Genomic DNA, 15,224 nt, shown 5'->3' on the forward strand with positions numbered 1-15,224 from the left:
GAAGCGTATATGGTTGCAGTAATAATAAGCTGGATATACATGACATTGGTGTGCGGCTGTATAGGCGGAGGCAGTGTTTATTTACTATACAGGGCGGCTGGCTTAGAACCGGAAAAATTTTCCATGGCGCATGAACTGGTGGCTGGGATTGCGGCTGTCACGGTCTACGTGGAAGTTTTCAGTATTTTTGGAAAAATAGGCGCCGTTTCTCATATTTTGATGGTGCTGGCGGCAGCCGGGTTTGGGGTAGCTGGAAGAAAGATTATTTTTACAGAATGGGAAAAATATAAAAAGCTTATTTTTTCGTGGGAAGGGTTTTTTTATATCGGTTTTATTTTCGTGTTGGCCTTTTTTACCTCCCGCGGAAATTTTCATACGGACACGAATATTTACCATGCCCAGATGATTCGTTTGTATGAGGAATATGGTTTGCTCAAGGGGATGGGGAATTTACAGCTTCACTTTGCGTATAATAGCGCTTACCTGGCTTTTGCCTCTATATTCAGTCTGCGATGGCTTCTGGGACAGTCCCTGCATACGACCACAGGTTTTATTGAGGCGGTTATGTGCCTATATGCATTTCATGAGCTGAAGGATTTTAAAAGACACAGGCGTCATACTGCAGATATGATGCGGGTGGGTATACTGCTGTATACGTTGGTGATTGTGACGGGAAGTATGTCTCCGGCTACGGATTATGCAACAATGTTTATGGTGTTGTTTGTGCTCACCGAATGGTGTGGAAATATGGAAAAGGGAAGCAGTGTGGCAAAATATTCCCTGCTGGCGGTGCTGGCGGTTTTTGTGGCCACATTAAAATTTTCCGCATGTTTGCTGGTGCTTATTGTAATTTATCCGGCTGTATTTCTGGTGAAAGAAAAGCGCTGGAGGGAGATAGGAGTTTACTTTGGATGTGGATGTCTGATGCTGTTTCCTTTCTTGGTACGGAACTATTTGATTTCAGGATGGCTTTTGTATCCTTTTGGTGGGATTGATCTTTTTTCGGTACAGTGGAAGGTGCCAAAGGAGTATTTGCTGGTGGATGCCAACCAGATTAAGGTATGGGGAAGATGTTTATATGATGTGGAAAAAATTGACTGGCCGGTTGCAAGCTGGCTTCCCATATGGTGGGAAGGGCAGGAACGGTATGAGAAAATGTTAATTGGGGCAGCCTTCATTGGAGCGGTTATGATGGTGGTTTTAAGCGCGAAAAAGGTGATGGAACACCGGAAATTAAGGTGGAATATGGCAGTGCTCATGGTGGCGGTTTGGGGTAATCTTATTGTGTGGTTTTTTACCGCGCCTTTTATCCGGTATGGGATTGCTTTTATCCTTGCCCTTCCTATGATTGCGGCAGGGGAGTATCTCAGCGAGGAAAAGAAAGGCTTTTACAGTATCCTGACCGGAGGGCTGATGTTTTGTATTTTTGTGTCAATCAGCCCTTATTGGGATCACTATATTACGGATGCGGGAGTTTTTTTGAAGCAGAGCTTGAAAGAGCCTTATTATATCCGTCAGAAGGATTATGACAGGGCCCAGGAGGGCAGTCTTGTAATAAATGGAAATGTTGTTTATTATTCTATGGCGGATGAAGTAAACACATATCATACTTTTCCGGGTACATGCTACAAATTTATGTTAGATAGAAGTACCTTGATGGGAGATAACATAAAGGATGGATTCAAGGCAAAATAATTTTTTACTTTGTCTTTATAAAGAAAAGGTGGAAGAACGGTGGAATTATCAATTAATCTTTTATTCCCGGTATTAAATGAAAGGCTTCGCCTTGAAAGCGGAATAGAAAGAACAATGGCTTATTTAAAAGAACATGTCAAGATTCCTTATAGACTTACGATTTTAGATAATGGTTCGGAGGATGAGACGCCTCAAATCGGGCAGGCGCTTGAGGAAAAATACCCGGAGGTAACTTATGTGCGGGTAGGCGAAAGAGGCGTGGGCGTTGCCTTCCGAAAAGGGATTGCATTAAACGAATGTGCCTTGGTGGGGTATATGGACATAGACTTGTCCACGGACATCAAATATTTGGGCCGTACCATTGAACTGTTCGAGAGAAGGCCGGAACTGGAATACGTAAACGGGAGCCGTTTCAGCAGAGAATCTGATACACGGGGAAGGAAATGGTACCGGAAGATTACCTCCATGGGACTGGTATTCCTTTTGAAAATGATTTTTCATATGAAAGCAACGGACGCAGTATGCGGTTTTACATTTCTGCGCAAAGAAACGGCTGAACGGCTGGTGGAAGCCTGCGGAGATGACAATGGCTGGTTTTATACCATAGAATTCCTGCTGCGCGCAGAGCGGATGGGAGTGGTAATCTATGATATGCCGGTGGAATGGCAGGAGGATTATAATACTACCGTGAAGATGTGGAAAACAATTAAGAATTATCTGGTGCAGATGTACAGGCTGCGAAAGGCTTTTAGGGCGGAGGAGAAAGCACGACAATAGTAAAATCATGCAAACCGTTAAGAAAATGGCAGGGAAGATAAAAGGAAGGGATGACAGATGTTAAAGAGGATAGACTTAACCAGAGATTTTCAAAAGCATAAAAAGGAATATATGGAAGCGATTGAGGCGGTTTGTCAGGAGACCGCTTTTTCAGGAGGCAGATTTGCAGACCAGTTTGATAAAGAATTTGCAGCCTTTTGTAAAGTGCCTTATGCGGCGGGCGTTAATAATGGGACCTCCGCCCTGCACTGTGCCATGATGGCGCTTGGAATTGGGGCAGGAGACGAGGTGATTGTTCCTGCCAATACTTATATTGCAACGGCCTGGGGCGTTACTTATACAGGAGCTACCCCAGTGTTTGTGGACTGCACAGCGGATACCTGGGAGATAGACCCGGACAAGATAGAAGAAAAAATTACAGATAAAACCAGGGCGGTTTTGGGGGTTCATTTGTACGGACAGCCCTTTGAATTTCATAAAGTGAAGGCCATTGCCGACCGGTATGGTCTTTATGTGGTGGAGGATTGCGCCCAGGCCCATGGCGCGGAGTATGAGGGCAAATTGGTTGGAAGCTTAGGAGAACTGGGATGCTTTAGCTTTTATCCCGGGAAAAACTTATACGCCTTTGGAGAAGGGGGCAGCGTGACCTGCTATAAAAAGGAGTATTATGATGTGATTACAACAATCAAAAATCAGGGATGCCAGGTAAGATATTATCATGACCTGATAGGCTATAATTACCGTTTGGAGGGCCTTCAGGGGGCGGTACTTAGCGTAAGCCTTAAGTATTTGCCGAAGTGGACACAAAGACGTAGGGAAATTGGCAGGCGGTATATCCGGGAAATCACAAACCCGCTGCTTACCTTACAGGCACATCCTGAAAATACGGATCCGGTTTTTCATTTATTTGTGATAACCGTGGAAAATCCGGAGGATTTCGTAGCGTATATGGAAGGACTGGAGATAGAATGCCATAGGCATTATCCGGTGCCCTGTCATTTGCAGAAGGCTTATGGAAATTTGGGCTATCAGGAAGGGGACTGCCCGAATGCAGAATATCTGGCCAGGCATTGCGTAACACTGCCGCTTTTCCCGGAGATGACGGATGAGGAGGCAGGGAAAGTGATTGACGCCTGCAATCGCTATAAGATTTTTTATAAATAAATTTGTGCCTGGCGCTCAGATTTGCAGAGTGCTGGCAAGGACGGGGACTAAAATGAAAAAGAGAATTACATTGTGTGCAACCATGGCGCTTGCAGCAGCATTCGTTTTTGGAGGATGTGGAAGGCAGAAAGAAGAAACGCCAGGGGAGGCCACAGGCACAGAGGATGCAGGGGAGGATGAGTATGTCTATGTGGCGCAGTACCATCCTATAGGCGGAGCCGGAGAGCAAATTGGGATGGCGATAATTGGAAATGACGGGGACGTTTTTTATCTGGAATATGAAAATTCACAAGCCAAGCTTGTTTCCATGGATATGGACAGTCAGGAGACCGTGGAGCTTTTGGCAGAGCTTGGGGAATACCAATATATTACCAGCCTTGATTCAGACGGAGAAGGAAATCTTTTGGTGAGTGTGACAGGCTATACGGACGAAACCGCTGCCCAAATAAAAGAGATACTCATTAAAACACTGGATGCCGATGGAAAAGAATTAGCGTCCTTAGATGTCAGCGAGGCTTTTTTGCAGTCGCCTGGTTTTTATATAGCAAATGTTTTGACGGATGGGGATGGCAATTATTATGTCTGTGATGGACGGGAAATTTTTATTTTGAAGCCGGACGGCAGCGTATATAGCCAAATGAGCCCGGGAGAATACATAAACTGCTTTTTCCGCATGAAGGACGGAAAGATAGGGGCGGCATATCTTGATGATGCCCGGGGTTTTATTGTAAATGAGGTTATTCCGGGAGAAAAAGAGCTGAAGCAGATAAACAGCTCTATTTCATTTGATTATGGAACCTATCAGGGCGGAGCAGACACAGATTTGTTGTACACAGAAAACGGCGTCCTTTTATCCTGTAATTTATCAGATGAAAAGCCGGAGGAAATTTTGCGCTGGACAGATTATGATGTCAACTCCGCCAACCTTACTTCGGTTGTTGTCCTTCCTGATGGAAGGATCGCGGCGCTGACCACGGACTTCATGAGCCCGGAGGGAGGTACGGAATTGGTGGTTCTTACAAAGAAACGAAAATCAGAAGTACCGGAAAAGATCATATTGACCTACGGAACCTATTATCCTTCCTTTTTTGCAGAGAGGGATATTACGGACTTCAACAGGCAAAGTCAGAAGTACCACATCATGATAAAAGAATATGGGGATGCCTCCATGGACTACCGCGAAAAGTCCGACCTGTATTTAAAGGAATTGGAAAGCGGGCAGTTCCCGGATATCATAGATTTGAGTTATTGTCCGATGCCTTTGGAAACGCTGATTTCAGTGGGGGCTATTGAGGATTTGAATCCTTATTTAGAGGCGGATGAGATTATAAACAGAGAAGATTATGTGGAGAGTGTCCTGGAGGCTTATGAGAGAGAGGGGAAGCTGTATGCAATTATGCCCTATTATGGCGTGCAGGCTCTGATAGGCAAGGTTTCGGAAATTGGAGATGCCAAAACATGGACAGTGGAGGATGTAATGGAGCTGATGGCGGATGCAGACAGCGGCGTGGAGCTTTTATCCGGTGTGGACAAGTCAGATATTTTGTGGACTATGTGCACAATGAATCAGGAGCTGTTTATCAATGAGGAAACAGGTACATGTAACTTTACAGGAGAGGATTTTAAAAAAATCCTTACATTTGCGAACGGCTTTGCCGATAAAGCAGGCGATGAAGCCACGCTGGATGATTTAAAAAACGGAAGAACATTGCTGTATAATGGATATGTCACTTCTGTTTCCCAGTATCAGATGTATGAGTTTATGTTTGGCGGGCCGGTAAATCTGATTGGCTATCCCACCTTCGGCAAGGGCGGCCTGACATTGTTTTCTAATGGAACCACTGCCGCCATGAGCTCTGGCTCTGAAAACAAAGAAGGGGTATGGGAATTTATCCGATTTAACGTGACAAAGGAGCGGCAGGAAAATGTAGGCGCCCCTAACGGCGGCTTTCCTATCTTAAAATCCGCTCTTGAAAAACAGTTTGAGAAGGATATGGAACCGGAATATAGGAAAGAGGAGAATGGTAATCAGACACAGATGCCCAAGATGACATGGGCCGGCAGTATGGGAGGCGAAGAATATTCCGTAGCGGTTTATGCCGCCACCCAGGAACAGGTAGACCGCGTAAGAGAAGTGATCATGTCAGCGCAGGGCACAGTGCGCATGGACGAGGAAGTGATGCATATCATTTTGGAGGAGGCCTCCGGGTATTTCAGCGGACAAAAGAGCGTGGAGGACGTGGCATCAGTTGTCCAAAACAGAGTACAGCTTTACCTGAATGAAACGCAGTAATTTTTTATGACAGTTTCTTAAGAGAGAATATCCGGGGGAGGTTTACAGGTTTCCCGGGATATTGCAGGTTGTGTGCCCGGCGGCGCACGTTTCCAATGGGTTCAAGTCCCGAATCCGCCCGACCGAACCAGTGATACGCTAGTGACAAACAAACCGCTAAAAGCCTGAAAATCCGCAGGAAATTTTGAATATTTATTTAAGTCTTTCTTAATTTTGGAAAAAAGCCTATAAAAAAGGCTTTTTTTTGTTATACTAATACCAGTTAAAAACGATTGGCTGATCTTGGAAATCAGTTTGTGTAAAAGCCAAGCTTTTAAAGGAATAATTTTTCTGCGACAGATGTACGCAATTAGTGGAGTATTTATTGCAGAAATCTTATTCCTGTGAGAAGACAGGCAGCAAATAAAATGTGCGGATTAGAAATCTGACACGAAAGAAAGTTATATTTCATGATATGAAATGGAGCATTTATTTCGTGGTGAAAAGTAAATGGAAATATTTCATGAAGTGACAGGAGGGAATCAGTTTGTTTGTTTCTGTGTTTTTCGTTGCTTTTTTGGGAATGACCGTGATGCTGTTCTTTTTGCTGCCCGTAAAGCTAAGACCAATGGTCTTGCTTATTTCCAGCTATGCATTTTGTGGATTTATGGAAATACGTGCCCTGGCAGTTCTTATTTTTATTTCTTTTTGTACATGGGCAGTTGGGTTAAAAATAGAAAAATTACGCGCACGGGGAAGTATCCTTATAAGCAAAATATTTATGATAACTGTGATAGCGGCTTATTGCATGATATTGTGCAGCTATAAATATCTTCCCCATTTTTTCATGGATTCCGGTATGGAAAATCAAATACCGGAGGGAGTGCTAAAGCAGTTTATTATGCCGGTGGGCTTGTCCTTTTACTTATTTCAGGCAATTGGGTATCTGGCGGATGTCTATAAGGGGAAAAGTCAGGCGGAAAGCAGCTTTTTACTTTTAAGCTGTCATCTGGCCTTTTTTCCAAAGCTGGTCAGCGGTCCTATAGAGCGGGAACAGGATTTTCTGCCTCAGCTTAAAAATTTAAGTCAGGTAAAAGCCTGGGACAGGGGACGGCTGTCTACGGCATTTACTTATATGCTTTGGGGCTATTTTATGAAGATGGTGGTGGCGGACAGACTCGCAGTAACCGTGGGAAGGATTTTTGATAATCCTGACGGATTTGACAGCTTTTGGCTTATGGCGGGCATGATCTTTTATACCATGCAGATATACTGCGATTTTGCGGGATATTCTTATATTGCCATAGGTTGTGCTAAGATTTTTGGTCTTGAATTAACGCAAAATTTTAAAGCGCCTTATCTGACCGGCAGCATTTCGGATTTTTGGCGCAGGTGGCATGTTTCGCTGAGTACGTGGCTTAGGGATTATATTTATATTCCTTTGGGAGGAAACCGGAAGGGAACGGTAAGAAAATGTATCAATACCATGATTGTGTTTTTGATATGCGGAATGTGGCATGGGGCCGGCATTAATTTTGTTATTTGGGGTTTGCTGCACGGTTTTTACTCTGTTGTGGAGACTGTTTCAAAGAAGATGGGATGGAAGGTAAAAGGCGGACAAATTATCACATTTTTTGCGGTGTCTTTGGCATGGATTTTCTTTAGGGCCAGCAGCGCCGAAGCAGGGTTTGCCTATATCGGAAGGATGTTTACTGTGGGTGTGCATTTCAGGCAGTGGGAACAAATGGTGCAGACGCTGGATTTAAGTCAGGTGGAAATTGGAGTGATTCTGATAGGGATAACGGTGATATGGATGGTGGATAATCTTTGCAACAGGAAAAAGCGTCATCTGCCAATGCTGATTCAGTACAGGGAAAATGCGGGCAGGTATTTTGTTTTCTACTTGTTGATTATGGCAATTTTCATTTTTGGGATGTACGGACCAGGATATCATGCGGAGCAGTTTATCTATATGCGGTTTTGAGAAAACATTTCAGAGCAGGGATATGTATGAAAGCGAGCAGAATGAAAAAGAATTTGATACGGGCCGGCTTTGCTGTGCTTTTTCTGGTGACAATTTATCTTACGGCCAGCGTTTTGCGCATTAAGTCGGAACATGGGGTGAATCAGAAAGCAGGGCTGTATATACAGCCAAAGGATTCTATAGATGTGGCGATGATGGGGACAAGCCATATTCACTGTGACATCAATACAGGTATTTTATGGGAAAAGTATGGGATTGCGGCGTATGATTACAGCGGGGCGGAGCAGCCCTTATGGATGACATATTATTATTTGAAGGAGCTGTATAAATATCAAAACCCGGAAGTGATTGTTTTGGATATGTATGCCCCTGCAAGATTTAAGGAAGATTACCAATATGACTGGATTGCGGAAAATATATATGGCATGCGGTTTTCCCTGAACAAGATGCAGATGCTGCCCGTCAGTGTGGAGCCTGTAAAGCTGCATCACTATTTCCCTGACTTTGCAGTTTATCACAGCAGGTATGATGATCTTGAGGAGGAAGATTTTCAGCACTTTTTGTGGAACAATGAGAAAAAAGAAGCTTTTAAAGGGTATACGCCTTATTGGAATACAAGGCCTCAGCAAAAACCGGGTTTTTCAGAGGACAGAAATGATGGGCTGACATCCAAATCGGAAAAATATCTGAAAAAAATAATTGCCCTCACAAAAAAGAAGGGAAGCGATCTGGTACTCATTGTTTCACCTTATGTGATTACGTCCGAGGATCAGAGGACTTATAACAGGATCACTGAGATTGCAGCGGAAAATGGACTTATTTTTATTAATTATAATGAGTATTACGAAACAATCGGGCTGGATTTTGAAAAGGATTTTAACGATGATTCGCATTTGAATTATTGGGGAAGCTGCAAATTTACGGAATATCTGGGTTCCTTTTTGGATTCCTATGACAGAATACCTGACCGAAGGGGACAGGAGGGGTATGAATCATGGGACGCCAATGTGGAAATGATCTACGAGGAGCTGCAAAGCTATGAAGATGGGACACTGGATGGATTAGAATACTAGGACGTGCTTAGAGGAGGTTGTTTTTTAGCTATGTATATTTTATAATAAGTGGAGCAAATTTGGAAGGCGGAGCGGCTGTATGCATAGCAGGATAAGCTTTGAAAACAAAATACGCATTTTTATGATTTTATCTGCCTGCCTGATGCTGACAGTACTTTTGGCAGGCTCCTACATGAGGACCGATCATGAAAAGGAGATAATAGACAGTTTGTTTTTTGAGTATAGCCTTAATGGCGAGACAATAAGGTTTGGATTGTGGGAGGATGCGGAAACAGGGACATACTATCTCTTTCTGCCGTCTTTATTTGCGGAAAAAAGAGAAGAATTTGTACTTCGGTATGAGGACAGAAAAGGCTCCGTCAAAATAGATAATGTTTCCTATAGGGACGGCGACTTTTTTACGGAGGATGGCAGAGAGGAAATGCACAGGCTTGAGCTGCTTAGTCCTTTTGGCGGAACATATGGGGACAAAGGGTTTAGGGTACTTGTTTCTGAAAAGGTGCCTGCCCTTTTGTTTACGGTGCAGGCACAGGAAGATTTGCTGCGTATGGAAGAATTTGATCACAAAAAATATATTGAAACCGGCAGTCTGGTTATGGTGGATGAAGGGGGGAATGTTGTCTGCAGGGAGAGCCTTGAAAAGCTTAAGGTAAGAGGGAATCTTACCGCTGCTTTGGACAAGAAGCCTCTTACCTTTTCCTTTCGTACGCCAATTGGATTATGTGGTATGACACCTGGTATTAAGTGGAACTTGCTGGCGAATGCCACGGACGGTTCTTATCTGCGGAATAAGCTGACGCTGGACTTAGCGAACGAGAGTATTTCGGCCTATGAGCCTGAGGGAGAATTTGTGGAGGTTTATTTAAATGGCGGCTATCAGGGCCTCTATCTTTTGACGCAGGCAGTAGGGATTGCGGAAAATCGTGTTGAAATAGAGCCAAAGGAGAGTTGGTTTTTGGAGATGGAGCTTGATTTTCGACTGGAGGAAGATACCCCTTATGTGGTAACGGACAGAGGGCAGATTTTTGCAATTCATACCGACACGGGCATTTCGGAGGTGGAAAAAGATAGGATTTGCAGCAGGTTAAACGATATAGAAAGCGCTCTTAGCGCGAAGGATGGTATCAGTACCCTGAGCGGAAAAGAATTAGGAGAATTAATTGATTTAGAATCCTGGGCGGAAGCCTTTCTTGTGCAAGAAATATCCGGGGATCATGACACGGGAATTGCCAGCCAGTTTGCTTATGCACCTCAGAAAGAAGACTCCCTTTTGTATGCCGGTCCGGTGTGGGATTTTGACGGAACTATGGGAAATGTCAATACGGCTATGTTTAAAAATCCGGTGGCGCTTGTGGCATCCATTGAGCAGACCAGACCGGAAGGAAATGCCAACCAAAACCGCTGGTTCGCCGCTTTATATCAAAATGAACAGTTCAGGGCAGTGGTGGAAGAAAAGTATAAAAGCGTTTTTCGTGGAAATTTAGAGGAAATATTAAATGTAAAAATCGAAAGTTATATGGAGGAAATAGAGCGCTGCGCAGATTTAGATGCTTTCAGATGGCATGAAAAAAGACTGGGGTGGATGTTTGCACTGCCAGAAGATCTTGTAATTCCGCGGGCGTGTGACTATAAGGATTATACGCAGCTAAAAAGCCATGTCCAGATGGTAAAGGATTTTTTGACACAAAAGAAAGACTTTTTGGATAAGCTGTGGATAGAACATAAGGAATTTTGTATTGTGGAGGTACGGAATGATTTCCCCTTTTTGAACCAGGATTATAATCAGACGATTTATTACTGGGTGGAGAAAGGAAAACCTTTACAGGGCCTTCCTCAGTTTAAGGATGAAAATGGGTCACTTTGTGCGTATGTGGACAGGAAAACAGGAGAAAAAATTTCTGATGGCACTATCCTATGGGAGGATTGTGTGCTGGAGGGTGTTACAGGGCAGTAGGAGGATAAACACTATTTTGGATGAAATACATTATAGACATGAATACAAATACCCATTAATGCATGGACAAATACTGATAGAAAATGCTAAAATAAGTGCAGTTGCCCAAAAGGATGCGCATGTGGGTGAAGCAGGATTTTATAACATAAGAAGTCTGTATTTTGACGATTATGATAATAGCTGTTACATGGATAATGAAAACGGTGTGGATAACAGGGAAAAATACAGGATACGGATTTATAACCACAGCGCGGAAAGAATTACGCTGGAATTAAAGCAAAAAATTCGCGGGAAAACCAGCAAGCGAACCTGTCCGATTACGCTGGCACAGTGCAGAAAGCTGATGGATGGTATGATTCCGGATGATATAAAGCCGCAGCAGCAAGTGCTGCATAAGCTGGCATACCTGATGGCAGTGCGGCTCATGAAGCCGGCAGTTATTGTAGATTATGACAGGGTTCCCTATCTATACAGGAGAGAGGATGCGAATGTAAGGGTTACTTTTGACAGCAACATTACATCGGTAAACGATGTCAGTTCATTTTTGGACGAAAGGATATATGGAAGGGGCGTTTTGACGGCAGGGCAGGCACTTATGGAAGTGAAGTTTGACAGTTTTCTGCCTGATGAGATATACAGCCTTTTACAGCTTGATGGACTGAGTGCCAGTACATTTTCAAAGTATTATCTTTGTAGAAAGTTTGGAATGTAAACAATTTACTTTTAGCAAGAGAAAGGAATATGGATACTAAGATGGGTTTTTCAGATATATTTAAAAGAGATTTTTTGGCGTCTTACACGACCGATGGGGTTAGCGTACCCCATATAACGGCGGTGCTTTTGATCACGGCAATTATAGCGTGTTATATTTTCGTAGTGTACAGGCTTATCACGAAAAAAACTTTTTATTCTAAGAATTTTAATATCTCGCTGGCGGCAATTGCAGTGATTACGGCAGGAATTATTCTGGCGGTGCAATCCAGTATTGTGATCTCGCTGGGAATGGTGGGCGCTCTTTCGATTGTGCGTTTTCGTACTGCAATCAAGGAGCCTATGGATTTGTGCTTTTTGTTTTGGTCAATTGCGGTGGGCATATGCTGCGGCGCCCATATGACGGAGATTGCGATGGTGCTTTCTTTGGTGCTTACGGTGCTGGTGCTTATCCTGGACAGGCTGCCGATAGGACGGGCGCCAATGATTTTGGTGGCAAATTTGCAGGATTTGGAAAAAGAGCCGCTTTTTATGGGTAAGGTTTCAGAGTATTGTAAATATCATAAGGTAAAATCCAGAAATGTTACCGCGGGCAGATGTAATTTAGTTGTGGAGGTCAGGGCCTCTAAGGAATATGAAATGATACAGGCTGTTCAAAAGCTGGAAGGAGTGGAGAGCGTTTCGCTGGTGTCTCATGACGGGGAGGTTGCTTTTTAGTTACTTTTTTATCTGGTTTATATGGATGAGAGGACGCTAGGATGCGTGCTTGACGGTAGTTCAAATCAATGTTAGTATGAGAAAAATAAAAATAAGTATAGAAGGAGGCAGAAATGTCAGTTAAATATCATAATTTTGGCGGTGCGCTGGGGTGGAATCTGCAGAAGAAATTTCCTAAGCTGTCGTCAGAAAGCTACTTAAAATTACAGTTTCTTACCAGAAACAAATTGCAGGAAAAGTATATTGAATATTTCCTTCAGAGTGAGGAAGCTCCTATGCCACTGGTGGTAAACTTGGAGACGATTAACCGTTGCAACAGTACCTGCTCTTTCTGTACGGCAAATAAGAATGCGGAGAAGCGTCCCTATAAGCGGATGGAGGAGGCGCTTTTTTATAGCATTATTGACCAGCTGCGGGATTGGGGCTACAAGGGGCACCTGACCCTGTATGGGAACAATGAACCTTTTTTGGATACCAGGGTGGTGGAATTTCATAAGTATTGCAGGGAACAGCTTCCGGACTGCTTTATCTTCCTTTCTACCAACGGACTGCTGCTTACGGTGGATAAGGTAAAGGAGATGGTTCCTTATTTAGATCAGTTCATTATTAACAATTACTGCCGGGATATGAAGCTGCATGATAATATAAAAGAAATTTATGATTATGCAAGAACGCATCAGGAGGAATTTAAGGATGTGGAATTGCTTTTTCAGATGCGTTATATGGACGCAGTGCTGACCAACCGTGCAGGAAGCGCTCCTAATAAACAGAATGACCAAAAGGTGATCAAGGAAACTTGCCTGATGCCTTATACGGATATGTTCATATTCCCAGATGGAAGAATGGGCATTTGCTGCTGTGATAATTTTGAAGTGACTGCGCTGGCAGACCTTAGGGTAACACCTTTAAAGGAAGCATGGAACAGTGAAGAATACAAAAAGCTCCGCCAGGCAATCAGGAAAGGGCGCGGAGATTACAGCTTTTGTAAGTATTGTGATTTTATTGACGCAGGCCTGCGTATGGATGTGGTGGATGATACGCTGAAAAACAGAGCCGCTAACCATGGGGCAAGACAATCCCTGTTTAGAAAATAGGGTGAAAAGAAGTTCTAAAGCGCACAGCAGAGGCTGTTTCGCTAAGAACTTCTTTTCACCCGGAAAAATGCCTACAAATTTGTGCTTACGCCCAAATTTGAGGGCTATTGGAAACATGGAGGATTAATCTACTTCAGCTTCATTTTGAACGCCTTCCTCGTGATATTCTTTTTCGGTGTTGACGTTCCAGATATTGGTCTTGTCCGTGGTGCCGCTTAGAATATTTTTTACAGCCTCAAAGGATGTGACCATGGAGTGGTCAATGTTGTTGTAGCGGTGCTGGCCATTACGTCCTACACAGTAAAGATTCTCGATAGAGCTTAGATAAGCTACCAGAGTGTCAATTTCGTCATAGGTATCAAAGTAAGCAGGATAAGCTTTTTTCACCTTTTCCATATGAGTATCTAAAACGCATTCAGCGTTATCAATCAGACCAAGCTTAATCATTTCTTCCACGCCTATTTTGGAAAATTCTTTTTCTGTCATATTCCAGAATTTATCGCCTTCATTTACGAAGTATTCCAGACCAATCCATACGGTGTGCTGTAAATCCTTAATCATGTATGGAGACCAGTTGTTGTAAATCTGGAATCTGCCCAGCTTTACGGTTCTGTCCTGAACATACACCCAGCAGTCAGGAACGATATTGGCAATGGTTTTGATATTGGTTTTATTTACCAGGTTGATTTTGGGCACCAACACACCCAGGGTCATATAATCCCGATAAGGAAGCCCGGCCGCAATTCTGGCAGGCTCGGAGGGAACATCATTCATACCTGCCACTAAATCCTTCACCGGCATGGAGGAGATGAAATAGTCGCCAAACATAGTGTACTCGTGGCCGCCCTTTTCATAGGTGAGGGAGGTGATAACGTTATTTTTTTTGTTGAGTTTTGTTACCCTTGCATTTTTGATGATAGTTCCGCCTAAATCTTCTATTTCGGCAGCAGTAACATCCCATAACTGACCAGGGCCAAGCTTGGGGTATTTAAATTCTTCTATCAGAGAGGTTTCCACCTTGCGGTTTTTCCTTTTTAATTTCCTTTCAACGACATCCTTAATGATTGCCATAATAGATAAGCCCTTAGTACGCTGTGCGCCCCAGGAAGCGTCAATCTCGCTGGGATGTCGTCCCCACAGGTTTTCCGTGTAATATTCAAAGAACATGGAATAGAGCTTGCGGCCATAGCGGTTAATATAAAAATTTTCAAGATTATCATCCGGCCGTTTGTGAAGTAGGGCGGCAAGGTAGCTGAAACCAACCTGCATGGTGGTGATAAAGCCAAAATCCCTTAAAGTTTCAAACTTTAGGGAGATGGGATAATCATAAAATTTGGAGCCAAAGTAAATTCTGGACACGCGGTGGCGTGTCAGCATTACCTTGTCTTCCTTTTCAGGATCCGGGCCTCCCTCATGCAGGGGCATGGAACGGTTTAGAAGGATGTCATCATAGGTAGGGGCGCCTTGCATGGGAAGCATCTTGTCCCACCAGGCGTTTACCTCCGGGATTTTGGAGAAAAAGCGATGTCCACCCATATCCATACGATTACCTTTATAATTTACAGTCTTGGAAATGCCTCCAAAACAATCGCTTTCTTCGAACACGACAACCTCAATATCTTTTGATTTTGTCAGGAGTTCATAAGCTGCGGTCAAGCCTGCGGGGCCTGCACCTATGACAAGCGCTTTTTTCATGCTGCTGAATCCACCTTTCCTGTGTATACTCAATGTCTGTAATTCTCATATATATTATAACATTGTATCATAGTTTAAAAAAAGTGTC

The 15,224-nt window shown here is 43.5% G+C and carries 11 protein-coding genes; 10 read left to right on the top strand and 1 reads right to left on the bottom strand.

Going from position 1 to position 15,224, the window contains the following annotated elements; all coding sequences use genetic code 11:
• Positions 1–9 precede the first annotated feature (9 nt).
• From D5281_RS08945 to D5281_RS08990, 10 genes are all read left to right on the top strand, one after another.
• Positions 10–1,695: an LIC_10190 family membrane protein gene (locus D5281_RS08945; protein ID WP_160559824.1), complete on the top strand. Its 1,686-nt coding sequence runs from the start codon at positions 10–12 to the stop codon at positions 1,693–1,695.
• A gap of 39 nt (positions 1,696–1,734) precedes the next feature.
• Positions 1,735–2,472, top strand: a complete 738-nt coding sequence (locus tag D5281_RS08950) for a glycosyltransferase (RefSeq protein ID WP_160559825.1) — start codon at positions 1,735–1,737, stop codon at positions 2,470–2,472.
• Between the two features lie 57 nt (positions 2,473–2,529).
• The gene (locus D5281_RS08955) at positions 2,530–3,636 is read left to right on the top strand and encodes a DegT/DnrJ/EryC1/StrS family aminotransferase (RefSeq protein ID WP_160559826.1); all 1,107 of its coding nucleotides are present in this window, start codon (positions 2,530–2,532) and stop codon (positions 3,634–3,636) included.
• Positions 3,637–3,688: 52 nt separating this feature from the next.
• Positions 3,689–5,929 (top strand): extracellular solute-binding protein, encoded by a 2,241-nt coding sequence (locus D5281_RS08960; protein ID WP_160559827.1) that lies wholly within the window; start codon positions 3,689–3,691, stop codon positions 5,927–5,929.
• Between the two features lie 526 nt (positions 5,930–6,455).
• Complete coding sequence (locus D5281_RS08965) at positions 6,456–7,892, top strand: MBOAT family O-acyltransferase (RefSeq protein ID WP_160559828.1); 1,437 nt, start codon at positions 6,456–6,458, stop codon at positions 7,890–7,892.
• Positions 7,893–7,918: 26 nt separating this feature from the next.
• Positions 7,919–8,965 carry a hypothetical protein gene (locus D5281_RS08970; protein WP_160559829.1) on the top strand — a complete coding sequence of 349 codons (1,047 nt, stop codon included), beginning with the start codon at positions 7,919–7,921 and terminating at the stop codon, positions 8,963–8,965.
• 79 nt (positions 8,966–9,044) lie between these two features.
• Complete coding sequence (locus D5281_RS08975) at positions 9,045–10,919, top strand: CotH kinase family protein (protein ID WP_160559830.1); 1,875 nt, start codon at positions 9,045–9,047, stop codon at positions 10,917–10,919.
• A gap of 16 nt (positions 10,920–10,935) precedes the next feature.
• The gene (locus D5281_RS08980; protein ID WP_277935258.1) at positions 10,936–11,631 is read left to right on the top strand and encodes a polyphosphate polymerase domain-containing protein; all 696 of its coding nucleotides are present in this window, start codon (positions 10,936–10,938) and stop codon (positions 11,629–11,631) included.
• 29 nt (positions 11,632–11,660) lie between these two features.
• Entirely contained in the window at positions 11,661–12,347 is a 687-nt protein-coding gene (locus D5281_RS08985) for a DUF4956 domain-containing protein (RefSeq protein ID WP_277935259.1), read from the top strand.
• A gap of 113 nt (positions 12,348–12,460) precedes the next feature.
• The gene (locus D5281_RS08990) at positions 12,461–13,441 is read left to right on the top strand and encodes a radical SAM/SPASM domain-containing protein (protein WP_160559832.1); all 981 of its coding nucleotides are present in this window, start codon (positions 12,461–12,463) and stop codon (positions 13,439–13,441) included.
• A gap of 123 nt (positions 13,442–13,564) precedes the next feature.
• Here the strand turns inward: D5281_RS08990 and D5281_RS08995 are convergent, their stop codons facing one another.
• On the bottom strand, positions 13,565–15,136 hold the full coding sequence (locus D5281_RS08995; RefSeq protein ID WP_160559833.1) for an NAD(P)/FAD-dependent oxidoreductase: 1,572 nt from the start codon (positions 15,134–15,136) through the stop codon (positions 13,565–13,567).
• Positions 15,137–15,224 lie beyond the last annotated feature (88 nt).

Source organism: Parablautia muri, assembly GCF_009917485.1.
GTDB classification, from domain to species: Bacteria; Bacillota; Clostridia; order Lachnospirales; family Lachnospiraceae; genus Suilimivivens; species Suilimivivens muri.